This window comes from Streptomyces sp. NPDC059169 (genome assembly GCF_042755225.1).
GTDB lineage: Bacteria > Actinomycetota > Actinomycetes > Streptomycetales > Streptomycetaceae > Streptomyces.
This window is the reverse complement of record NZ_JBHZCF010000007.1, coordinates 324461-348246: the sequence shown is the minus strand read 5'-3', so window position 1 is coordinate 348246 and position 23786 is coordinate 324461. Positions and strand designations below refer to the sequence as shown.

Annotated in this window: 13 protein-coding genes; 3 read left to right on the top strand and 10 right to left on the bottom strand. The window is 72.3% G+C overall.

The window, feature by feature from the left end; translation table 11 throughout:
* Window positions 1-155 precede the first annotated feature (155 nt).
* A complete protein-coding gene (locus ACFXOM_RS16255; RefSeq protein WP_384944109.1) occupies window positions 156-881 on the bottom strand; it encodes a hypothetical protein in 726 nt (241 codons plus the stop codon).
* 525 nt (window positions 882-1406) lie between these two features.
* On the opposite strand from ACFXOM_RS16255, the gene ACFXOM_RS16250 reads away from it, so the two are divergent.
* Window positions 1407-1976: a hypothetical protein gene (locus ACFXOM_RS16250; protein WP_384944107.1), complete on the top strand. Its 570-nt coding sequence runs from the start codon at window positions 1407-1409 to the stop codon at window positions 1974-1976.
* Window positions 1977-2305: 329 nt separating this feature from the next.
* Here ACFXOM_RS16250 and ACFXOM_RS16245 read toward each other — a convergent pair whose 3' ends face one another.
* Complete coding sequence (locus tag ACFXOM_RS16245) at window positions 2306-3085, bottom strand: hypothetical protein (protein WP_385038234.1); 780 nt, start codon at window positions 3083-3085, stop codon at window positions 2306-2308.
* Window positions 3086-3420: 335 nt separating this feature from the next.
* Here ACFXOM_RS16245 and ACFXOM_RS16240 point away from each other — a divergent pair, with 335 nt between their 5' ends.
* Complete coding sequence (locus ACFXOM_RS16240; protein ID WP_384929107.1) at window positions 3421-3792, top strand: hypothetical protein; 372 nt, start codon at window positions 3421-3423, stop codon at window positions 3790-3792.
* A 358-nt stretch (window positions 3793-4150) separates the two neighbouring features.
* Here ACFXOM_RS16240 and ACFXOM_RS16235 read toward each other — a convergent pair whose 3' ends face one another.
* The 4 genes from ACFXOM_RS16235 to sbnA all read right to left on the bottom strand — a co-directional run bounded on the left by ACFXOM_RS16235 (window position 4151) and on the right by sbnA (window position 19762).
* Window positions 4151-4984, bottom strand: a complete 834-nt coding sequence (locus ACFXOM_RS16235) for an ABC transporter permease (protein WP_384929114.1) — start codon at window positions 4982-4984, stop codon at window positions 4151-4153.
* Window positions 4981-12189 (bottom strand): amino acid adenylation domain-containing protein, encoded by a 7209-nt coding sequence (locus ACFXOM_RS16230; protein ID WP_385038231.1) that lies wholly within the window; start codon window positions 12187-12189, stop codon window positions 4981-4983. Before ACFXOM_RS16230 ends, ACFXOM_RS16235 begins: the two co-directional genes overlap by 4 nt.
* Entirely contained in the window at window positions 12189-18692 is a 6504-nt protein-coding gene (locus ACFXOM_RS16225) for an amino acid adenylation domain-containing protein (RefSeq protein WP_385038228.1), read from the bottom strand. The genes ACFXOM_RS16230 and ACFXOM_RS16225 overlap by 1 nt, the downstream gene beginning before the upstream one ends.
* A gap of 155 nt (window positions 18693-18847) precedes the next feature.
* Complete coding sequence (gene sbnA / locus ACFXOM_RS16220) at window positions 18848-19762, bottom strand: 2,3-diaminopropionate biosynthesis protein SbnA (protein WP_384929122.1); 915 nt, start codon at window positions 19760-19762, stop codon at window positions 18848-18850.
* Window positions 19763-20085: 323 nt separating this feature from the next.
* Here sbnA and ACFXOM_RS16215 point away from each other — a divergent pair, with 323 nt between their 5' ends.
* Entirely contained in the window at window positions 20086-20733 is a 648-nt protein-coding gene (locus tag ACFXOM_RS16215) for a response regulator (protein ID WP_384929668.1), read from the top strand.
* Between the two features lie 37 nt (window positions 20734-20770).
* Here ACFXOM_RS16215 and ACFXOM_RS16210 read toward each other — a convergent pair whose 3' ends face one another.
* From ACFXOM_RS16210 to ACFXOM_RS16195, 4 genes are read right to left on the bottom strand one after another with little or no spacing between them, the layout of a single operon-like run.
* Complete coding sequence (locus tag ACFXOM_RS16210) at window positions 20771-21916, bottom strand: acyl-CoA dehydrogenase family protein (protein WP_385038225.1); 1146 nt, start codon at window positions 21914-21916, stop codon at window positions 20771-20773.
* Complete coding sequence (locus ACFXOM_RS16205) at window positions 21913-22548, bottom strand: hypothetical protein (protein WP_384929126.1); 636 nt, start codon at window positions 22546-22548, stop codon at window positions 21913-21915. Before ACFXOM_RS16205 ends, ACFXOM_RS16210 begins: the two co-directional genes overlap by 4 nt.
* Window positions 22545-23441, bottom strand: a complete 897-nt coding sequence (locus ACFXOM_RS16200; protein WP_385038222.1) for a hypothetical protein — start codon at window positions 23439-23441, stop codon at window positions 22545-22547. Before ACFXOM_RS16200 ends, ACFXOM_RS16205 begins: the two co-directional genes overlap by 4 nt.
* Window positions 23438-23731: an acyl carrier protein gene (locus ACFXOM_RS16195; RefSeq protein WP_384929131.1), complete on the bottom strand. Its 294-nt coding sequence runs from the start codon at window positions 23729-23731 to the stop codon at window positions 23438-23440. The genes ACFXOM_RS16200 and ACFXOM_RS16195 overlap by 4 nt, the downstream gene beginning before the upstream one ends.
* Between the last annotated feature and the right edge of the window lie 55 nt (window positions 23732-23786).

The following is a 23786-nucleotide window of genomic DNA, read 5'->3' as shown; positions in this document are numbered from 1 at the left end:
GAGCTTTTGCCCCAGAGGGGGCCTCACTGTTGCCGGGTGGGAATATACCCCCTCAGTGCTAGCGAGGGGTTGTGATCATCCCAGATCTGCGCGTGCCGTGCCCGGACTGGGCCGGGCACGGCACGCGCAGATCTGGCGAGGGTGAAATCGTTTCCCTAGTGGACCGAGTTCGTCGGTGCCCCGGTCAGGGCCTTCTCTGCCTTGAACTTCTTCGTGGCGAGGGGGGCCGGTTCGGCAACCTCGAGCCATGCGTCGTCGAACACGAACTCGCCCAGGACGACATCCCGCTCGCCCACGGTCTCCCAGACCTCGCCGTCAGCGCAGAGCACCTTGACGTAGGCGTTTCCTCCGGCTGCCAAAACGGCCAACGAGACCGGGTCGCAGCTTTCGGGGAACCCATCGTTGTCACTGATGAGGTCCCAGGTGTACGGGCCTCCCACCCCGCCGCCCAGGGCGAGGTCGCGCTGACCGACGTAGATCGAACCGTCGTTGAGGAGCACAGCGCTGAGCTCTTCGCGCAGGCTGATCCCACCGACATCGTCCAACTCGAAGTAGTCCGTGCTGTCGACGTCGTTGGTGTTGGGCGGACCCATGGGGCCGGTGGCGCCCGGGCGTCCGGGCGGACCAGCGGGGCCAGTCCTGCCGCGGCAGTCGCCGCCGCCGTTCTCCGCTACGAAGCTCGCACCGTTGTCGGAGAAGTAGTAGTAGCGGTCACAGCGGTCCTTCGCCGTTTCCGACGCGGGTGCGGACGCGGACGCCAGCGTGGGGTTGGCGAGCCCCAGCATCACCAGGGCCAGCGACGCCACGGCACCACTGGCGAACTTCTTGGACCGTGCCGGGAGCGGACCAAATCCTGTACGGGTCCTGTTTTCAGGACTCATGAGCCCCTCTTTCTTGGCGCGTTCGGATGATTGCGACTACGGCGGGCCACGGCCGAACCAGGGCCCTCCTCCGAGCATGATTAAAACCAATTTGTGGTAGTCAGGGGAGGCGCGCTGAGCGATCGTCACAACGGCCGAGTCAGCGGTCCGATCGGCGGACGCCTCCGCGAGTTCGCGGGAACTACGGATTTTCCACCGCGAATCCGAGGGTGTCGTCTCGGCATTCTGCGGGGAGGTCCCGTGGGTGCGCGTTCAATTAACGGGACGTGCTCAGCGGTGCAGGGACGGGCCGGCTCGTCGGGTTGTGCCGGCTGGCCGAATTACCGGCGCCATGCCTACGCTCGTGGTCAGGGCTTCCCGCGTAAAGCCCGTGACCGCCGCCCGCCCACCGCCGCGGCACCAGGATGGCCGCTCGTCCGCCGACGCGGTCCCCACCGGCGCCGGGGGCACCGGAGCGGTCCTCCGGCATTCCGGGGGCACGCACCAGCGTCCTGGAGTAGCGGTCAGCCGAGAGAAGGGACATCGATGCCTTCGCTACGCCCCGAGAACCTGCCCAAGCTCGATCTCCCCTCGGATACGGAGCTCAATGCGGAGACAGCGGCCTTCCTCGCGTCGTTGCCGCGGCTGAACGTGTGGCGGATGATCGCCAGGACCGGCATGGCCCGGGAGTACCAGGCCTTGCTCTCCGTGATGTTCGGGGCCGACTGGATTCCCGGTGCAGACCGCGAGGTCATCGCCCTGCGGACGTTCCGTCAGAACGCTTCGGACTACGAGGTCCCGCAGCACTTCGTCCTGGCCGAGGCTGTCGGGCTCCCCCGGGAAACCAGCCAGGCCGTCATGGACGACGACCTGGACCGGCTGGCGCCGTGGCTGCAACGGCTCTGCCGGATGGTGGACGACATGGCCGCGAAAGCGAAACTGGACGCAGAGCAGGTGCAGGAACTCGTGTCGCACTACGGCAGCCAGGACAAGGCCGCGCAAGCCATCATGACCATGGCCTGGTTCCACATGCTGACACGCTTCGTCGACTCGGCCGGCGTCCCCATCGACGCCGGGCCGGACGCATATTCCGGACTGTCGGCGCCGAGCGGATAGGCAGGAAGGCGCCCTCCCCCACCTGTTCGTCCCTGTGTGCTCGCTCGCGGCCTGGGGAGGCGACCGGTGGCGCCACTGCCATGAGCGTCTCTCGCCCCCACTCGGGCGCCCGAGTGGGGGCGACGGCGGCGACGACGCGGTCGGGAAGGTCGGGAGCCCGCTCGCCCTGCCCGCCGGGAAGCGTGGTGGTCACACGCCCGCCGTGGACCGCCCCCTGAATGCCCTTCTCGCGCACACCAGGCGCTGGACAGCGCAGCAGGCTGCCGCACGCTCCTGACGGTTGGAGGCTCGCGTACGCCCCACGGGGCCTCTTCCGCCGTACCGTCTCCTCACCGGGTGGGCGGGGGTGCGGCGTGGCGGCCTCTGCTGCGTTCCAGCCGCCGTACGGCCAGGAGGACCAGCGGAAGCATCGCCAACCACCCCGCCACGGCGACCCAAGGGCCCGCGACGTCGCCGACGAGCAGGGCCGGGAGGGCGCAGAGCGCCGCTCCGCACGCCTGCTTGCCGCGCGTCAGCAAGAAGGCGGGGAGCCCCCGCTCCGCATGGCGGCGGGCCCGCCGCAGGGCGACGCCTCCGGCGTACAGGGCGTACGCCCCGCAGGGGAGCAGAGCCAGCATCAAGGCGGTGACGAACACCGGCTCGCCGACGGGTGTGTCGGCGGACTCCTGCGTCACGCCGTCCCTGCTGACCGCGGTCGCATAGTCCCGCCACATGGTGACCGTCACCCGGTCACCCTGCTGCAGTCGTGTGAGCAGCGGACCGGAAGCACCCATGTCGATCTCGTGAGGGACGTCCGGCGGGCCGCCCAGCCTCAGCGTGAACTCCTCGTGCTTGGGCACGTCCTGGATCACCGTGCGCATGACGGTCGCCCCGACCGGACGCAGGCAGTCGGCTCCGGCAACGGCCGAGCTGCCGCACGGCACCGCAGCTTCGAACGCCCGCTCCTCGTCCATCAGATCGGGCACGGTGGCCAGGCCCGCTCCGGCGAGCACCACCAGCACCAAGCCGACCAGCGCGGAGCACAGCCCCCACGCCCGGTGCCAGACGACACGCCGGCATCCGGCCGAAGGCGACCCCGGCGCCCCGGGGCGCAACCGGTTGTCAGCCATGCCGGGGTCCCGTGCGTGCAACCTCCGTGGAGACCAACAGTGGCCTCGCCGCCCTCATCGTCTCCGCTCCTCCACCGACTCCGCGGGGCCGCTCGCGTCGGGGCGGCGCGCACACGCGCCCACAGCACACTCGACGCGCTGCTGCCCGGACCACGGCAGTCCTTCCGGGAAGGACACCTGCTTCCAGTGCCCCGGCCCGCCACGCATCCTCGGTCATCGGCCGCACGCCGTCCAGGCAGCGGGCAGGCTGCCTGATGGCTGGATGGCTGCCGGAAGCCGGCATCGACAGGGGGCTGTCGTGCCCCTAGGGTCCCGGTCGGACGACAGGAGCCGCTGTGACCACCTTCTTCTGGTGCTGGATAGCACTGTTCACCGTGACCGCGCTGCCCTTCGGCATCGCCACGCTCTGCGGTTGGGCTCCCCAGCGAACGCGTCGTCACTGGTCGGCGCCCCGGATCCGGGTCCAGGGGCTATCGCTGCTGGTCCTGTACGTAGCAGCCACGCTCCACCCGGTGGTTCGGCTGTCGGGGGCACCGTCCGAGGACGCCGGCTTCTTCGCGAACTCTGCCGTCCCACCGCTGATCTTCCTCGCGCTGGGGCTGCAGGCTGGTGCCGGGCTCCACGACTGGTTCGGCCGAAGGCGCGCGCCTCGTCCTCGTCAGGACGCCCCCGCGCCGGCGAGCTTCGTCGGCGGCTCCCCGGAATGACGGCGGCGCCGGCCCGACCGCACGGTCGTGCCGCCGACGAGGGCGACGTGCGGCGGTCCGTGCCGGGCATCGGGTGTGCGGCCGTGCTGTGGGCAGGAGCGGCGTACACCGGCCTGCGGGCCGGCCACAAGGCGTAGCGCCACCGCCGGTGGCGGCGTACGGCGAACGAGCACCGGGGTCGGTTCCGGGCGCTCCTCCGCACCGCGCCCTCACTGCCGTGCGGCGCGGCAGCCGCTTCGAGGCGGTCCCGGCCTGCGCGCGGCGCAATGGACGTGGATCTGACCCCCAGCCGCGCGACCGACCAACTCGCGGTCCGCCGCGTGACGTTCCGCTGCAGAGGGCATGCTCCGGGCCGTCCTCAGCCTGCTGAGGAGCGGAAGCGGCGCAGGCTCATCCAGACCGTTCCGGTCAGGAGCACGGCGAGCCACAGGGAGACCACCAGCAGCGGGTGTTCCGCGGGGAACCCCTGGGCGTCGGCCACCGGATTGCCCCACAGGCGCCGGCACGTGTCGGCCACGGCGGACACCGGATTCCACTGGGCGACGGGCCGCAACCACGCTGGCATCGCCGACGCCGAGAAGACGGCGTTCGACAGGAACGTGCAGAGCACCAGGACCAGGGCTCCGATGGAGTCGATGGACTCGACGTTGCGTACCGTCATCCCGAGCAGGATCCCGACCCACACCATTGCGAGGATGAAGGCGGCGATCACGCCGAACCCCGCGGCGACGGACAGTACGTCGCCGTGCACCCGCCAGCCCAGTCCGAGACCCACGAGCAGCACCACGACGAGGACGCCGAGGCCCACCAGGAGGTCGCCGAACGCGTGGGCCACCAGGATCGACGCCCGCTTCACCGGCAGGGACCGGAAGCGGTCCATCAGCCCGGCCCTCAGGTCGAGGGCGACGCTGATCGCGGTCGGTCCGATGCCGGCCAGACCGACCTGGACCGCGATCCCGGCCATCAGGTACTCCTGGTAGCTGCCGCCCTGCGGGGCGACGATCGCGTTCTTGAAGAGGTAGCCGACCGCAAGCAGCATGACCAGTGGATTGAGCACCACGCCCACCAGTCGCCCCGGAGCCCTGCCCAGGTGGCGCAGCCGTCTGCCGAGCAGGGCGGTCGTCTCCCTGGCGGCGCCGCCCCCCGGAAACCGGACGGTGGACGGTGCCAGCGCCGTATCGATGTTGCTCATCGCTTCCCCTCCCCCTGGACGCGCCGGGGTTTCGTGTGCAGTTCGGCGTCGACGAGCCGTCCGATCAGCGCCTGCGGCTCGGGATGCATCAGGTACTCGTGGGCCGCGGCGACCGCGTGGACGCGCAAGGGACCCCGGACGTGGGGCGCCCACCGGTCGGGGGCGGACCTCGTCTGTCCGTCGGAGCGGTCGGCGGTGGCGATGAACAGCGTCATCCCCCCGTCGAACCGGCGGGGCACGAAGCACTCCGCCAGCTCGACGTGGTGCCGCATGACGGCGATCAGCCGACCGACCTCGACCGCCGACAGCGATGCCAGCGGCCCCTCCAGGCTCCGGAGCAGTCCGGCCGTCACGTCCGCGTCCACCTCTCCGTCGTCGCCCACGGGCAGCGCGGACGGAACCTCGTAGCCCAGGTACTCCAGGAACTGGACCAGCAGTTCGCGCGAGCCGGGCTTCGGCCCGTCGAGCGCGGGGTCGTACGGGAACGCGTCCAGGTTCGCCAGGTAGGCGACGTCCTGGCCCTCCTCCTGGAGCCGGACGGCCACCTCGTGGGCGACCAGACCGCCGAACGACCAGCCGAGCAGGTGGTACGGGCCTTCGGGCTGCAGCGCACGGATGCGCCGCAGGTACTGCTCGCTCTGGGCCTCGATGCTGGGCGAGGCGTCCAGGCCGCTGGCCTGGGGAGCCTGCAGGCCGTAGATCGGCCGCTGTTCGTCGATGTGGGCGGCGAGTCCGACGTAGGGCAGGCTCAGGCCCAGGCCGCCGTGGATGCAGAAGAGAGGGGGCAGCGATCCGGTCGTCCGGACGGGCAGGAGCGGGGCGAACGGGTCGAGCGCGTCCCGTCCTTCGGTACCGGCTGGAGTGGCGATCCGACCGGATACGCGGCGAGCGTCGGCCACGGCGCTCAGCCCGGCCACCGTCCGGTGCCTGAAGACATCGGCCAGTGTCAGGTCCAGGCCGAGCCCGGTGGCTCTGGAGACCAGTTGGACGCTGCCGATGCTGTTGCCGCCCTGCTCGAAGAAGTCCGCGTCGACGCCCACGCGGTCCAGGCCGAGGATTGCGGCGAAGACCGGAGCGAGCGTGCGCTCGGTCCCGGTCGCGGGCGGGCGGCCCGAGTCCGTGGGCCGCTCCGGCAGGGGCAGGGCGGCCTTGTCGAGCTTCCCGTTCGGGGTCGTCGGCAGGGTGGGCAGGACGACCAGGCCCGACGGCACCATGTAGTCGGGCAGCCGTTCGGCGAGCCCGCTCCGCACCGCGCGCGGGTCCACCGTGCTGCCCGGTGCCGCCACCACGTAGCCGACCAGGCTGCGGACGCCGGGCCGGTCCTCCCGCACGACCACCACGGCCTGGGTGATCTCGGGACACCCCAGCAACGCGGCCTCGATCTCCTCCGGTTCGATGCGGAACCCGCGGATCTTGACCTGCTGGTCGGACCTGCCGACGTAGGTGAGGTTGCCGTCCGGCAGCCACCGCACGAGGTCTCCCGTGCGGTACATCCGGGAGCCCGGCGCGCCGAACGGGTCACCGACGAAGCGCTCGGCCGTGAGGCCCGGCCGGTTGAGGTACCCGAGGGCCAGTCCGGTCCCCCCGACGTACAACTCCCCCGTCACCCCGACGGGAACCGGTTGGAGAGCCGCGTCCAGCACGTACGTCCGGTGCCCGGCGACCGGGCGGCCGATGGGCGGCCGTCCGCCGGTGAGCGGGTCGCTCAGCGTGGTCATCACGGTGGTTTCCGTCGGGCCGTAGCCGTTGAGCATCCGGTGCGATGCCGACCAGCGCCGGACCACCTCGGGCGGGCAGGCCTCGCCGGCGACCATGAGCACGAGGTCGTCGGGGAGCCGGACGTCCTCGGCGAACGCGGCCACCACCACGGGCGGCAGGACCGCCAGGTTGACCCGGTGCTCGGCCAGGAAGTCGGCGAGCGGCTGCCCCGCACGGGCGTCGTCGTCGACCTGCACGAGCGTTCCGCCGCTCAGCAGGGAGACGCTCAGCTCCCACACGGCCGCGTCGAAGCTGTAGGTGGCGAACTGGAGCGTCCGGGTGCCGGGGCCCACCCCGAACCGCTCGCGCTGGTCGGCCGCGAGCGCCACCGCCGTCGCGTGGGAGGTCAGCACTCCCTTGGGCCTGCCGGTCGAACCGGAGGTGTAGATCACATAGGCCGGGTCCCCGGACGTCAACGGCCGGGTGCGGGCGGCGTCGTCGAGGGGGGCTCCCGACCGCTGCCGCAACGACGCCCGGGTCGCGTCGCTGTCGACGACCAGCACGTGGGACTTCGCCGCGGAGTCCGGGAGGGAGCCGGCCGCCATGACCCCGGAGGTGGTGACGAGCAGCGGGGGTTCGGCGTCCTCGAGCATGTGGGAGATCCGTGCCGCGGGGTACGCGGGGTCGACCGGGAGGTAGGCCGCACCGGACTTGAGGACGGCGAACACCGCGACGACGAGGTCCGCGGACCGGGGCAGCGCCAGGGCGACCAGCCGTCCCGGTCCGGCGCCGCGGGCCACCATCTCCCTGGCGAGCCGGTTCGCCCGCACGTCGAGCTCGGCGTAGGAGAGTTCCGCTCCGGCCGAGACGATCGCGGGCTGCTCGCCGTGCCGGGCAGCCCACGTCTCGAACAGCCCGGGGAGGGTGTCGGCCACCGCCCCGGCGCGGAGTTCGCTGCGGCTCAGGCGCCCGAGGAGCTCGTCGCGCTCCTCGGCGGCGAGGACGTCCAACCGGTCGATCGGCGCGGCGGGTTCGGCCACGGCGGCACCGAGCAGCCGCAGGAAGCGCGCCACCAACTGCTCCGCCGCCGTGCGCGAGTACAGGTCGGTGGCGAACTCGAGCCGGCCGGTGAGGCAGCCCGCCGCTCCGGGACGTCCGTCCTCCGGAGCGGCTTCGGACAGCTCCACGACGAGGTCGAACGTGGCGGAGACCGGTCCGACTCCACAGGGCTCGACGGTCAGTCCCGGGAGGTCGAGCTCGGGCCGGTCCGTGTTCTGGAAGACGAGCAGCACCTGGAAGAGCGGCTGCCGGGACAAGGACCGGACCGGGTTCAGCTCCGCGACCAGACGTTCGAAAGGCAGGTCCTGGTGCCGGAATGCCTCCAGGTCGAAGTCGCGTACCCGGTGCAGCAGTTGCCCGAACGTGGGGTTGCCGCCGGTGTCGGTCCGCAGTACCAGGGTGTTGACGAAGCATCCGACGAGGTCGTGCAGGGCTTCGTCGGTCCGTCCCGCGATCGGCACGCCGAGGGGTACGTCCGTGCCGGCGCCCAGCTTGGTGAGGGTGAGGGCGAGCGCGGCCTGCACGACCATGAACGGGGTCACCCCCGCCGAACGGGCCAGGGCCACCAGTGCGCCGTGGAGCTCCGCCGGGACGGTGAAGGGCACCACGTCACCGCCGTGGGTCGCCACCGGCGGCCTCGGGAGGTCGCTGGGCAGCTCCAGTTCCTCCGGCATGCCCCGCAACGCCTCCGTCCAGAAGGCGAGGTGCCGGTTCTGCGGGCTGTCGGGGTCGTCCTCCTCTCCGAGGAGGTCCCGTTGCCAGAGGGTGTAGTCGGCGTAGCTCACGGGCGGCGGCTCCCGGTCGGGCGCGGCGCCCCCGGTGCGGGCCCGGTAGGCGTGGCCGAGGTCGTCCAGGAGCCTCTCGATCGACCAGCCGTCGCAGGCGATGTGGTGGACCACCACCAGCAGCACGTGGTCGTCCGCCCCTCGCTGGAACAGCCGTGCCCTGAGGGGGATTTCCGCGGTCAGGTCGAACGGGCGCTCCGCTTCCGCGGCGAGGGACCGGTCCAGCTCCTCGGCGTCCCCGCGGACACGGGTCACGTCGAGCGGGGGGCACGCGTCCGGCCCGGACAGCACCCTCTGCACGGGCTCCTCGCCGACCAGGGGGAACACGGTACGCAGCACCTCGTGCCGCACCACCAGGTCTTCCAGGGCCGCGCGCAGGGCGTCGACGTCGAGCCGGCCCGACAGGCGGGACGCCAGGGAGAGGTGGTACCCGCCCGCTTCCGGGTCCAGCCGGTTCAGGAACCACAACCGGGCCTGCGCGGGCGAGAGGGGAACCAGGTCCCCGCGGTCCGCGGCGCGCAGCGGCGGCCTGGCCGGGGCCGCGGCACCCAGGGCGGCGGCCAGGGCGGCCGGCGTGGGGTGCTCGAAGAGCGTACGCACGGACAGCTCCACCCCGAGGGCGCCACGCACCCGGCTGACCAGCCGGGTCGCCGACAGGGAGTGCCCGCCGAGTTCGAAGAAGCCGTCGTCGGCGTTCACCCGGGACCTGCCCAGCACTTCCGCGAACAGACCGCAGACGATCTCTTCGGCCGGGTCGTCCGTCCCCTTGCCCGCGCTCGGGTCGAGCTCCGGGAGCGGCAGTTGCCTGCGGTCGACCTTCCCGCTCGGCGACAGGGGGAAGTCGTCCGTCCACACGAAGGCCGAGGGGAGCATGTACTCGGGGAGGGCACGCTTCAACCGCGCTCGGAGGACTGCTGGTTCGGCCGGCTCGCCGTCGGGCACCAGGTGGGCCACCAGCCGGGTGTCCCCGCCGCCGAAGTCGTGGGCCACGACGACGGCACGGGCGACGTCCGGTTGCCTGGTGAGCTCCGCCTCCACCTCGCCGAGTTCGATCCGGTGGCCGCGGATCTTCACCTGGTGGTCGGTACGGCCGAGGTACTCCAACTGTCCGTCCGCGCCCCACCGGACGAGGTCCCCGGTGCGGTACATCCTGGTTCCGGGAGCGCCGAAGGGGTCGGCGACGAAGCGCTCCGCCGTGAGCGGCGCGCGGTTGAGGTAGCCGGCAGCGAGCCCGTGCCCCGCGATGTAGAGCTCGCCGGCCACGGCGGGAGGCACCGGGCGCAGGGCCTGGTCCAGCACGTACACGCGGGTGTTGGCGATCGGCCGTCCGATGGGCGGCGCCCCGGCCCGATCGGCGTCCACCACGGTCGCCGTGGACCAGATCGTGGTCTCCGTGGGCCCGTAGACGTTGAACACCTGCGCGGCCCGCTCGGTGAGCGTCTGCGCGAGCTGCCGGCCGAGTGCCTCCCCGCCCGTGACCACCCGCAGCCCCTCCAGGCAGGCGGGAGCAGCGGAGAGCAGCGCCTGCCAGTGGCTCGGCGTGGCCTGCATGAGCGTCGCCCGCCGGGCGGTCACGGCCGCGGCCAGGGCGTCGGGGTCCTGAACGGTGGCCCTGTCGGCCAGGACCAGCCGTGCGCCGCCCAGCAGGGGGACGAACAGTTCGAGCATCGCGATGTCGAACCCGAAGGTGGTCACGGCAAGGAAGCGGTCCTGCTCCGTGACGGCGAGCCGGTCGCGCATGTCGGCGACGAGGTTGACGAGCGCGCCGTGCGGCACGACCACGCCCTTCGGCCTCCCGGTGGATCCGGAGGTGTAGATGACGTACGCGGGGAGCGAGGCGGAGAGCGGGCCACCGCGCTCGGCATCCGTCAGCCGGCCGTCCGCCTGCCTCCGGAGGAGCCCGGCGAGTCCGGGGTCGTCCAGCAGCAGCGAGACGCCGTCCCATCCGAGTCCGTCGGTGGACCCGGACGTGCCCAGCAGGACGGCCGGCTGGGCGTCGTCGAGCATGCGGCGCACCCGTTCCGCGGGGTGGGCGGGGTCGACGGCGAGGTAGGCGGACCCCGTCTTCAGCACGGCGAGGGCGGCGACCACCAGTTCGGCCGAGCGTGGCAGTGCGATGGCCACCAGGCCCCCGGTCCGGGCGCCCCGGTCGATCAGCAGCCGGGCCAGGGCGTTGGACCGGGATTCGAGGTCGGCGGCGGTCAGGGACGCGTCACCGCACTCGACGGCCGTCCTGTCCGGGTCCCGGGCGGCGCGGTGCGCCAGGAGGTCGGGCAGCGGTTCGGCGGGAACATCCGTCGCCGTGCGGTTGTACGCGTGCAGGACCAGGTCCCGTTGGTCCGGGGTGAGCAGCTCCAGCCGACCGAGTGGGGTGTCGGCCACCGTCGCGAGACGGCCGAGGAGGTGGGCGAGCCGGGCCGCCAGACGCTCCGCTTCGAGGTCGGTGAAGAGATCGGGCCGGTACTGGACGCGCAGATCCAGCACCTCCCCGGGGAGGACGACCAGGCTCAGGGGGAACTCGGTGGCGTTGCGGACGTCGAGTGCCCGCAGTTCCAGTCCCGTCAGTTTGGTGAAGCCGTCCCCGCTCGGCATGGGGTAGTTCTGGAACATGACGGCCGTGTCGAACAGGCCGTCGGTTCCTGCCGTTTCCCCCACCTCGGCGAGCCCGAGGTGCCGGTGCGGCATCAGTTCGCCGTGCTGTCGCTGGAGGAACGCGAGGACTTCGGCCGGCGTGCGGTCGGGATCCAGCGGCAGCCGGACGGGCAGTGTGTTGGCGAACATGCCCACCGTCGATTCGATGCCGATCAGTTCCGCGGGCCGCCCCGAGTCCACGACGCCGAACGCGACGTCGGTGCGTCCGGTCAGCTGGCCGACGAGCAGCCCCCAGCACCCCTGCACCGCGGTGGCGAGGGTCACCTGCCGGCCCCTCGCCCAGTCGGCCAGTCGTCCCGTGGCGTCCGGGTCGAGGGCCGCGACGGCCGTGCGCGGGAGCACGGGGGTCCTCGCCGGGTCCGCCGGCGCGACGTACGTCGGCCCGTCCAAGCCTGCGAGGGCGGCGCCCCAGGCGCGGCGGGCCGCCGCGCCGTCCTGTCGGGCGCGCCAAGCGAGGAAGTCCCGGTGGGTCGGTACAGGCGACGGGTCGACGGGGGCGTCGGGGTCCGCGTACGCGGTGAAGAGTTCGTCCAGCAGCAGCGGCATGGACCAGCCGTCCACCACGATGTGGTGCACCGACAGCAGCAGGCGGACGTCGTCGCCGCCGTGTCGGACGAGGGTGCAGCGCAGCAGTGGGGCGCGTCTCAGGTCGAACGGCCGCAGCCGGTCCGCCTCGGTCAGCCGTTCCAGCTCGGCCGCCGTTGCCGTCTCGGACAGGCCGAGGAGCTCCGTCTCGTGCCACGGCAGCTCGGCCGCCGGTGGCACGACCTGGACGGGCTCTCCCGAACTGCGCCTGCGGAAGCAGGCCCGCAGGGCGGGATGGCGGTCGAGGACCGCGTGGAACGCACCGCGCAGCCGAGCAGCGTCCAGGGGGCCGGACAGATCGGCCACCACCTGGAGGACGTGGACGTCGACCCCGTCCGCCACGACCTCGGAGTGGTAGAGGAACGCCTGCTGCAAGGGGGTGAGCGGGAGGAACTCGCTCCTGGCGGCGTCTCGGTGCTGTCCCATCATGACTCCAGCTCGCGTTCGAGTTCGTCCATCTCTTCCTCGCTGAGTGCCAGCAGCGGTGCGTCCACCGCGGAGGCGGACGTGGTGGTCGGTTCCGCTCCCTCGTCGGCGACCGTCGCCTGGGTGGCGATGGCAGCCGGCGTCTTGTGGACGAGGACCTGCCTGGGGGTGATGGCCAGGCCGTGGCTCACGGCGTGGCTGACCACCCGGATGGAGGTGATGGAGTCGCCGCCGAGGGCGAAGAAGTTGTCGTCCGCGCCGATGTCCGCCGGATCGCGTCCCAATGCCGCGGCGAAGGCCCGGCAGACGGTCTCCTCGGCGGGGTTGCGGGGCGGGCGAGGTCGTTGGCCGGCCACCGTGGGGCCGGCCGGGACCGCGGGCACACCCGGTGCAGGGGTGTGCGCGCCGGGCACCGTGCCGGCCCGCGGCGCGGCGGGGTGCGGCGCGGCAGGGTGCGGCGCCCCGTCGCCCGGGGCGTGCAGCTCGGACAGCAGGCGGTCGGGGCCGGCGGTGACCTCGCGCAGCAGCCGGTGGAAGGCGGCGCCGAGGGTTTCGATGTCCTGCCGCGTGAACAGGTCCGGGGCGTAGTCGAAGCGCAGTTCGAGCTGTTGTCCCGGCAGGACGACCAGGCTGAGTGGGTAGTGCCGGGCGTCCCGGGCGGCGGCGCCGAGGATGCGGAAGTCCGCGTCGGCGGGCAGTTCGGTGGCGGCCGAATCCATCGGGAAGTTCTCGAAGACCAGTGCGGTGTCGAAGGGCTCGCCGAGCCCGGCCAGGTCCGGATTGTCCCGCAGCATCCCGGCCAGGCCCAGGTGGCTGACGTCCCGGAGCGCGGCCTGCTCGTCCTGCAGTCGGGTCAGGAACGAGCCGACCGGTTCGTCGGGCGCCATCGTGGCGCGCACCGGCAGGGTGTTGAGGAAGGGCCCCACGATGCTTGCGGCTCCGTGGAGGGCGGCCGGTCTGGTGGAGACGACGGAGCCGAACAGCACGTCGTTCCGCCCCAGCCACCTGCCGAGCAACACCGCCCAGGCGCCCTGGAAGAGGGTGTTGGTCGTCAGGCCCCGGTGTGACGCGGACGCGCCGAGCTCCGCGGTCTCCTGCGCGGTCAGGCGCAGGACGGCCGACTCCGGCGGAACGGGCACCCGGCCGGGGTCGGCGGGGCAGGCGAAGGTCGGTTCGGCAAGGCCGCCGAGTGCCGACCGCCAGGCGGCGCGCGCGGCCTCGTCGTCCTGTGCCGCCAGCCACTCCACGTAGTCGCGGAACGGTGGGGCGTACGGCAGCTCCTCCGCCTCGCCCCGGTAGCCGGCGAGCAGTTCGCGGACGAGGACCGGCATGGACCACCCGTCCACGAGGATGTGGTGGAGCGTCCACACCAGCCGTAGGTTCCGCGGCCCCAGTCGTACCAGCGTCCAGCGCATCAGCGGCGGCCGGGCGAGGTCGAAGGGCTGCAGGCGCTCCCGCTCCGCGAGGCCGTCCAGGGCCGCCCGCTGCTCCTGCGGGAGGAGGCCGGAGAGGTCGACCCGGCGCAGCGGCACCCGGAGCCCCGTGTACACCACGGACAGCGGGTCGCCCGTCTCCCGGTGCCGGAACGCCGCGGCGAGAGCGGGGTGCCGGCCGAGGAGCGCCTGCAGGGCCGACTCCAGCGCGCCCGTGTCCACCGTCCCCTCCAGATCGGCGGAGACCTGCAGCGCGTACGGGTCGGTGCCTCCGTCGTCATGGGCGGCGAAGACGGACTGGAACAGCATTCCGCTCTGCAGCGGTGTCAGCGGCAGGACGTCGGCGACCTCGCGCGCGCCCAGGGCGGCCGCACTCCGTTCGATCTCGTCGATCTCCTCCTGGCCGACGGTGACCAGCGGCAAGTCGGAGACGGTACGCCCGCCCGCGCCCGGCAGGGCCAGGTGGTCGACGAGGGCCCGCAGGGCGCGGAACCAGGTCTCGGCGAGGTCCCGCACCTCGTCTTCGGTGAGCAGGCCCTCGGCCCACACCCAGTCGGCCACCAGGCGGGGCCCGTCCGCGTGGTCCTCGGTGACGGGGGTGACCGCCAGCGGGTGGCGCAGCGGCATGTCGGGACGGACACCCGTGCCGATCACCGTACGGTCGCCGTCGAGCGTCCAGGGGCCCGAGTCGCCGACCTGGAACCGGCCGAGGTAGTTGAAGCCGATCGCGGGGACGGGTGCCGCACCCAGCGGACGTGCCGTCTGCGGGTTGAGGTGGCGCAGCAGGCCGTAGCCGACGCCCCGGTCGGGCAGGGCTCGCAGTTGCTCCTTGACCCGCTTGACCACGGTTCCGAGTGTGTGCCCCGTGGCACCGGCGGCGGCCTCGTCGAGGCTGTCGATGTCGAGGCCGCCGATGTCGAGGCGGACGGGGAACACGCTGGTGAACCACCCGACCGTGCGGGACAGGTCGATCCCGGCTGCGAGGTGCTCGCGGCCGTGCCCCTCGAGTTCGACGACGAGCTCGGACCCGCCGGGTGCGCCGATGCGCCGGCGCCACTCGGTGACGGCGACGGCCAGCGCGGTGAGCAGGACGTCGTTGACCTCGCCGTGGTAGGCCGCGGGCACGTCGGTCAGCAGGGCCGTGGTGGCCTCGGCCGGGAGTTCGAGGCGGAGGCTACCGGACGTGGCGTAGGTGTCGACGGCGGGGTCGAGCGGACGCCGACCGAAGGGTGCGGCGGCGGACTCGACCTGGGTGAGCCAGTACGGCAGTTCGGCCGTCCGGCTACCGCTGCGCGCGTGCTCGGCGAGCAGGGTCGCCCAGCGGCGGTAGGAGGTGGGGACGGGGGCCAGCTGCGGGCGGGCCCCGGCCCGGGTCGCGGACCAGGCAGCTTCCAGATCGGCGACCATGATCCGCCACGACACGCCGTCGACGACGGTGTGGTGCGCCAGCAGCAGCAGGCGCGCGTCCCGTCCGGGGCCGCCGTCGAACAGCACGGCCTGCAGCACGACGCCGTGCTGCGGGTCGAGACGTCCACGCGCGGCTTCGGCTTCCCGTTCGACCAGGTGGCACAGATCCTCCGCAGCGGCGTGTGAGACGTCCACGACGGTGATCAGTTCACCGGCGGTCACGGCACCGCGTTCGCGCACCCTCGGCGTCCAGACGCCGGGGACCGGCTCGGCGATCTCCATGCGCAGCACGTCGTGCCGGTCGACGAGGAGTTGCAGCAGCCCCGCCAGCCCCTCGCGGGTCAGTCCCTCGGGCACCCGGACGGACACGTACTGGCTGAACTCCCGTGCCGGTCCGCCGATCGCACCGAGGTCCTCGCACAGCTGGGCGATGATCGGGGTCGGCGTGACGTCGCCCGTCCCGTCGTCGGGCAGCGGCGGGTTCGCCCCGTCGGGCGACGGGGAGACCGGGGTCGCGTGAGCCGCCACGGCGGCCGGGGTCTTGTGGAGGAAGACCTGCCGGGGACTGATCGTCAGTCCCCGGGTCCTGGCGTGGCTCACGGCTTGGATGGACGTGATCGAGTCGCCGCCGAGTGCGAAGAAGTTGTCATCGATGCCGACGTCCGCCGGATCGCGTCCCAGGGCCGAGGCAAAGGCCCGGCAGACGGTCTCCTCCACCCGGTCACGCGGCGGACGGCGGCGCACGGCGCCCGTGGCGGGCCCGGGCTGCGGCAGGGCCGCCCGGTCGATCTTGCCATGGGCGGTGAGGGGCAGCACGTCCATGGTGACCCACTGCGAAGGGATCATGTACGACGGCAGGACCTGTTGCAGTTGGGAACGGATCACGGCCGGATCCGTGCCGGGCGCGGGAACGGTGTAGGCGGTGAGGAAGGTCCCGCCGCCGGGATGCGCGCCGGCGGCGACGGCCGCGTCGGTCACCTCGGGAAGGGCCCGCAACGCCGTTTCGATCTCCGCCAGTTCGATCCGGTGCCCGCGTACCTTCACCTGGTGGTCGCGGCGTTCGACGAACTCCAACTGGCCGTCGGACCGCCAGACCACGTGGTCTCCGGTGCGGTACATGCGGGCGCCGCCGCCCTCCGCGGGGTCCTGGTACGGGTCGGGCAGGAACGTGGCCGCCGTCTTGACGGCGTCGTCCAGGTATCCCCGGCCGACGCCCACGCCCGAGACGTACAGCTCTCCGATGGTGCCCCGCGGCACCGGCCGGAGGTGGTCGTCGAGCACGTACAGGCGCGTGTTGCGGACCGGCCGGCCGATCGCGGCCCGTGCCCCGACGTCCTCACCGGAACGCAGCACCGCGTGCGTGACGTCGTCGGAGCACTCGGTGGGCCCGTAGGCGTTCATCAACGGCACGGAGGGGAACCGCTGCCACCACCGCCCGCACAGGTCGGGAGGCAGCGCCTCCCCGGTGACGACGAGCCACCGCAGGCCGCCGACGTCAGGGCCGCCGCGGGTGACGTCCCAGTGGTCGAGCGCCGCACGCAGCAGCGACGGCACGACCTCCAGCACGCTCACGTCCTCGTCGCCCGTCAAGGTGAACAGTGCGTCGGGGTCGGCGGCGGTCTCCCTGCCGACGACCCGCACGCTGCCGCCGACCACCAGGGCCGCCAGCATCTGCCACACGGAGATGTCGAAGGTCACCGGTGCGTTGTGCACGAGGCGGTCCCGGGACGTCAGCCCGAGGTCCTCCACCTTCGCTTGCAGATGGTTGACCATGCCGCGCCGGTGGACCATCGCGCCCTTCGGCTTGCCCGTCGATCCGGACGTGAAGATCACGTACGCCAGGTCGTCAGGACCGCCCACCGCACCGGACAGACCCTCCAGTGGAACGGGGCCCCCCGTCGGCCTGCCGCGCGTCTCGACCACGGGCACCGACCCGCCGCACGCATCCACCACCTGCGCCGCGAGGTCGGCGTGCTCCGGGGCGGCCACCACGCACGTGACGCCCGCGTCCCCCACCAGACCGGCGATGCGTGCGACGGGAGCCGTGACGTCGAGCGGGACCCACGCGGCGCCGGCACCCAGCACCGCCAGCACCGCGCCCACGAAGCCGGCCCCGGGCCCGGCCAGCACCGCGACCAGCGATGCCGGGCCGACACCGGCTGCGGCCAGCTGCCCCGCCAGCCGGTCGGCCCACACCACCAGCGAGGAGTACGACGCCTCACCACCGTCGTCGACGACGGCCACCGCGCCGGGCTGCGCCGCCGCCAACTCCCTGACCCGTTCCACGACGCCGCCCCACACCGGGCCCTGGGAGCCGGTGCCCGAGGCGAGGATCTCCGCGTGCTCGCACCGGGTCGTGAGGTCGAGGGAGGCGACGGACGCGTCCGGAGTGGCCGTGGAGAGCCGCTCCAGGAACTCCCCGAACCGATGCAGGTGCCCGAGGACCTCCTCGTCCCGGTAGAGCTCGGGATTGCCGTTCACGTGCAGTTCCACGCCCGACTCTGCGCCGTCCAGCACGGTGATCATCAGGTCGTCCACGATCCCGGTGGACAGGTTGTTCAACCGGGCACGGCACGGGCCGAGTTCGATGACCGGGTTCTGCGGCAGCACGTTAACGAACGGCCCGAACGGTCGCCGGTCGTCACCGCGCATGCCGAGGAACCTGCGGAGCCGGTCAGCGGGGTAGCGCTGGTGCCGCAGGGTGCGCGCGAGCGTGCGGGACGTGTCCTTGAGGAGCTCGGAGACGGTCGTTCGCGGTCCGAACCGGACGGGGAGCGGCAGGTAGTTGGCGACCATCCCGGGCACCGACCGCGCGGTGGCGCTCAGGCGCGCGGTCACGGGAAGCGTGAGCATGATGTCGCCGGCACCGGTCGCCTTGCCGGTGTAGGCGCCGGCTGCGGCGATGGCGAAGGTCGGCCAGGTGACGCCGGCCGCGACGGCCGCGGCGCGCAGGCTCTTGGCGGCGATCTCGTCGAGGACGATGCTGTGGCGCAGGAAGGCGGTCGCGGGGACCGGGGCCCGGGACGACAGGGTCGTCGGTTGCCCGGCGGAGGAGAGGTGGCCCTCCCAGAACCTGCGGTCCTTGTCGAGGGCCGGTGACGCCAGGTACTCGGCTTCGTCCCTGAGCAACACCTCCAGCCCCGGCAGCGTCTTCCCGGCCGGCGCGGCGCCGGTGTGCAGCGCCTGGTAGACCTCGCTCAGCCTGCGGTAGACGGCGAGCCGGCTGTAGCCGTCGGACACCAGGTGGTGCATGGCCAGGTACAGGAGCGAACGGTCGGCGGCGACGCGCACCAGGAGCACCCGGAACAGCAGCCCGCCGACCAGTTCGAACGGCTCGCTGAGGTCGTCGTGCATCAGTCGGAGCGCCTCGGCGACGGGCTCCGGGTGTCCGCTCAGGTCGAGCGTGCGCAGCGGGAGTTCGCCCAGCGGGTCGATGCGCTGCACCGGTACGCCGTCCACCTCGACGAAGCGCGCCCTGGTGCACGCGGCCTCCTCGCACACCGCCTCCAGCGCCCGGACGAGGAGTCGTTCGTCGAGCGGGCCGGCGATGTCCAGGTAGTCCGCCATGTTGTAGGCGAGCCGGTCGCCCGCGAGCTTCTCGTCGAACCAGATACCGGTCTGGGCGCCGGTGAGGGGAAGGAGCGAGGGGGGCGGCGAAGTCATGGCGGTCTCCAGGAACACGCTGTGTGGGATGTTCTGATCGGGCGCGCGGAGCGGCGGTCACGAGGAGGACGGGAAGGGCGGGAGGCGAGGACGCCGGGGCCGGTACGGGCGCCCGTCCGTGGTATTCGGCCCCGGGCCCGCGCCGGCGGTGCGGGTCAGCCCGTCCCCGCTCGTGCCTCGTCCTCCAGGGCTCCTTCTTCCAGGGCTTCGGTGCCGTAGAGGTCGGCCACCCACTGGCCCTGGTAGACCGTGTCCAGGTAACGGTCCCCGAGGTCGGGTGCGACGGCCACGGCCGGGGCGGCCGGCGCGAGGGGGTGGTCCGCCAGCCAGGACTTCGCCCCCGCCACCACCGTTCCGGTGGAACCCCCGAACAGGAAACCGGAGTTGGCCACGGCCCTACAGGCGCGGATGGTGTCGATCTCGGGCACCATGACGACGTCGTCCACGAGGGACTCGTCCAGCAGCGGCGGGCGCACCCCGGAGCCGAGACCCGGGATCATGCGTGGCGTGGCGGCCCCGCCAAAGGTGACCGAACCGATCGAGTCCACCGCGACGACCTTGACCGACGGCTTGTGCTCGCGCAGGTACCTGGCACAGCCCATCAGGGTGCCGGTGGTGCCCGCCCCGACGAAGAGGACCGCCAGGTCGGGAAAGGCCGACAGGATTTCCGGGCCGGTCGACTGATAATGCGCCTGCCAGTTCGCAGGATTCGCGTACTGGTTGATCCACAGGTAGCGACTGTTCTGGGAGCAGAGCTCACGAACGCGTTCGATGCGCGCCCCCAGGAGCCCCTCGATCGGATGGGGCTTGGTGATGACGTGCACTTCGCTGCCCAGTGTCTGCATCAATTGCCGGGCGCCCAGCGTGCAGCGGGAGTCGGTGATGCAGACGAATCGGTAGCCGCGACTCGCCGCCACGATGCTCAGTGCCACACCCAGGTTGCCGGAGGAACTCTCCACAAGCGTGTCACCGGGCCTAAGGCTCCCGGCCCGTTCTGCGGCGTCGACCATCGAGCGGGCAGCCTTGAGCTTGATGGAGCCCGCGAAGTTGAAGCCTTCACACTTGAGCATGAGGCAATGCCCGATGATTCCGGCGAGGTCGACGTAGAGGTCTTCCGTGTTGAATTCATAAGGCGCGGATATGACTTTGATGGGACACCGTCCACGTAGACATGGTCGACCCCCGTTCGTCCAGGCCGGCCGGCCGTTGCCGATCAATGTATTTGCCGCGATCACTGCAATGACTACTGATCCTGTCAAAGGGTGCTGACATTCGGATGACGGGGTGCTGACCGATTTTCCGCGTTGCCTGCCCAGCGCTGTGATTGCTACCTTGTGGGCCATCGGCACGGGCTACCCCGCTCGGACGGATGACAAAAACAGGAGAGGGCGGCATGCGCCTGGTGCTCGCGGAAGACCAGTTCCTGCTCCGCGAGGGGTTGGCCCGCCTGCTGGAGATGAACGGGTTCGACGTCGTCGCCTCCGCCTCCACCGGTCCGGAGTTGATCAAGGCGCTGGCGGACCACGAACCCGACGTGGCGCTCGTCGACATCAGGATGCCTCCCACCCACACCGACGAGGGCCTGCAGGCCGTGCTCACCGCCCGGCGCAACCGTCCCGGCCAGCCCTCCGTGATCCTCTCCCAGTACGTGAACCAGCTCTACGCCCGCGAACTGTTGGCGGACGGCGACGGGGGGGTCGGCTACCTGCTCAAGGACCGGGTCTTCGACACCGCCCAGTTCGTCTCCGCGCTGCGCCAGGTTGCCGCGGGCGGCACGGTCATGGACCCGAACGTGGTCTCCCGGATGCTCAGCCGCAACTCCCAGGACGAGAAGCTGTCCCGGCTGACCGAACGGGAGCGGGAGGTGCTGGGGTACATGGCGGAGGGCCGGTCCAACGCGGCCGTCGCCGCCGCCCTGGTCATCACGGAGAAGGCTGTGGCCAAGCACATCAACAGCATGCTGGCCAAGCTCGACCTGCCCCCGTCGAAGGACGACAACCGCCGGGTCATGGCCGTGCTCACGTACCTCAACAGGGGCTGACCAGCCGGGCCGCCTGCGGGCCGCGGCGGGGTCGGTCTCAGCCGGCCCTGCCCGTCAACAGCCCCTGGAACAGGTTGAGGTGCTGAATGTTGCGGGTGCCCTCCATGAACTCCACCCCCCGGGCGTCCCGCACCAACCTGTCCAGCAGCGGATGCGTCAACCGGGCTGCGGGAGCCAGCAGTTCACAGGCGGCCAGCGTCACCTCCTCGGCCAGGGCGCACGCCCGCGCCTTGGCCGCGGAGGCGAGGTAGCCGTCCCCCTCGGCGTCGGCATCGGCCGCCGCCCGGAGCACGAGTTCCCTGGTGGCCCGGATCCGCCACCCGAGCGTGTCGATGCGCTCCCGGTCCGGTCCCCGGCTGGGGAGCCCGTTCTCCCTCAGGTGGTCATGGGCTGCTCCGGCGATGCCGAGCGCCAGTGCTGCCACTCCGGGCCGCAGTTCGTTGAAGACCTTGATGCAGGCCCGGATGCCCCGCCGGGTCGGGGAGAGGTGCCGGCCGAGGATCCGACCAGGGTCCACCACCACCCGGTCCAGGGTGATCGAGCCCAGCTGGGCGCCCCGCAGCCCGAGCGTGTCGAGCGGCTCGGCCGCGTACCCGTCGGAAGCGGTGTCCACCAGGACCGCGGTCACTCCCAGCGGGCCGGGCCGGGTGCGGGCGAAGACCGTGGCGTACCGTGCGCGAACGGAGTTGCCGACGTACCGCTTGGTCCCGCTCAGCACGAGTCTGCCGCCCTCGGTGGCGAGCGTGGTGGCGAGAGCGCCCGCGTCCGAACCGCGCTCCGGCTCCGTCAGGGCGAAGCAGGTCCAGGTCGGCGCGTTGACGAACGCGCCGTAGAACTCCTCGCGCTGTGCGCAGTCACCGAGGTGCTCCATCAGCACCCCGGACATCGACGGGCCCGGTGCGGCGAGCGTCATCCCGACGTCCCCGCGGGCGAGTTCCTCCAATACGACCGTCCGCTCCAGGGCGGTCGTGCCCGCGAAGCCGTGCGCTCCCACCCTGAGCGGTGCGGCCCCGAACCCGGGGGGCACGCCGAGCGTGCTCAGGTAGCGGACTCCGGGCAGGTCCAGGAAGTCCTTGATCCGCTCCGGGTCCCGGTCGAGGTCCGGGGCGGCGGCACGGAAGTCGGCCGCCCATTCGCGCGCCTGGCCGCGCAGCGCGGCCAGGCGGTCCTGCAACTCGCTCATGCGGTCTCCTCTGCGGGGAGGTGGACGTCCGCCAGCAGCTCCGAGACGTGGGCGACGGCGCCGGGCCCGTCGGCGAGGAAGCCGTGGGCGCCGAACAGCCGTAGCACGGCCCGGCCGGCCGCGGTCACCTCACGGTGCAGATGGCGCACCTGCGAAGCGTCCGGCGCGTCGTCGTCGAGCGAGGCGAGTACCGCGGCCAGCTCCAACTGGTGCGCCAAGCCCTCGGCGACCTGCCCCTTGACCATCTGCTGCATCAGCACGGTGCCGTCCCCGCTCGGGCGCGACGCCAGACGTGCCGTACAGGCGTCCCGAAGTCCTTCGACGAGCCCGAGGCGCAGGGCCAGCAGCAGTCGCTGGTCGACAGCCCCGGCGCCGGGTCCCCGCCGGGCGCCGTGCACCAGGAGCACGGCGCCGCCCGGCAGTTCCCAGCGGCCCAGCACTTCCTGGTCTCGCCCACCGGTGAAACCGTCCTCGGGCAGCACCGCGTGGCCGTACGGGCCGGGCGCGAGGATGTCCCCCGTGAGGTGCGCCGCCAGCGCCGTGACCGCCGGGGCGAGCCCCTCCTCGCGGGCGGTGCGCCGGACCTCCTCCGCCGGGGCACGGTCGTCGGTGGTGCGTCGTCGCGCCGTCACGCCGTCGCCCCGCCGACGCGACACACCGACAGGTCGCCCGTCTCCGTGTCGTGGTCCGCCAGTACGACCGGGTCCGAACGGGTCCGCTCGAGTGCGTCGGCCAGTCCGCCCAGCAGGGCCGTGCACGGATAGCCGTGGGGGAACCGCAGAACGCTGGTGGCGTACGCCGGACTCCACCAGTCGTCCCCGACTCCGGGTCCCAGCAGCAGGTGGCCGCCCCGTTCGGGAAGCAGACCGGCGGCCAGCTCGGCGAATCCCCGCCGTGCCTCGGCGGGTTCCACCCCGCTGACCTGGTGGACCGCGTACCCCTCGGACGCCGTGACGTCGGGAGCCGTCTCCAGCAGCAGCGCGGCCGCACCGTCCCCCGCGAGGTGGTGGGGGCCGGAGGACGGGGTTTCGTAGGGCAGGAGCGCCTGGTCGAAGGCCATGACGAGGGCACGCCGGAAGCCGTGGCGGCGCATGGCGCCGCGCGTCACGGAGAGCATGGTGAAGGGCGCGGTCCGTCCCTGGTCGGTGATCGCCAGGACCATGGGCCTGCCGGGGATCCGGTCGGCGACCAGCGGCGCCGTGAGCGACACGGGGCTGACGTCCGGGGTCGCGTAGGCCAGGGCGAGCAACTCGACCGGCCCCAGGTCGTCCCCGAAGTCGGCCAGCAGCTCTACGGCCATGTCCCCGAACGAATTTCCCGTCCGGCCCTCGATCAGGTCCGGGCGGAAGGCCACGCCTGCCTGGGCGGCCTGGTCCCGGAGGTACGTGGTGTCGTTCCCGTCGGGGCGGGTGGCGCCCCCGTCGAACCGCCGGTGCACGCCCCTGACCACCCGGAGCACCGGGGCACCCAGCGGCGCGGGGCCGTTGCCGTCCACGGTCGACGGTTCCGTCAGGGGCATCGTCACGCGTCCAGGGCGTTGGTGATGAAGTCCGCCAGCGAGTCGATCGTGGCGAAGTCGCTCATCTCCAGGTTCTCGGTGTCGAACTCGCACCCGAGCAGCTCCTCCAGGCGCAGCAGCAGGTCGAGCACGCCGGTCGAGTCGAGCCCCAGGTTGTCGAAGAGCCTCGTGTCGGGAGTGACGTCGTGCAGGTCCCGCTGCAGCACGGCGCCGAGGGCCTCGACGATCGCCGCGGTGACCCGGGCACGGTCAGTGGCGTTACGGGGGGCCTGGGCGACGTCGATGATGTCCGTCATGGGTGAGCCTTTCGCGGAAGGGGTGGTGTCGGGGACGCCAGGGAATGTCTCGGCT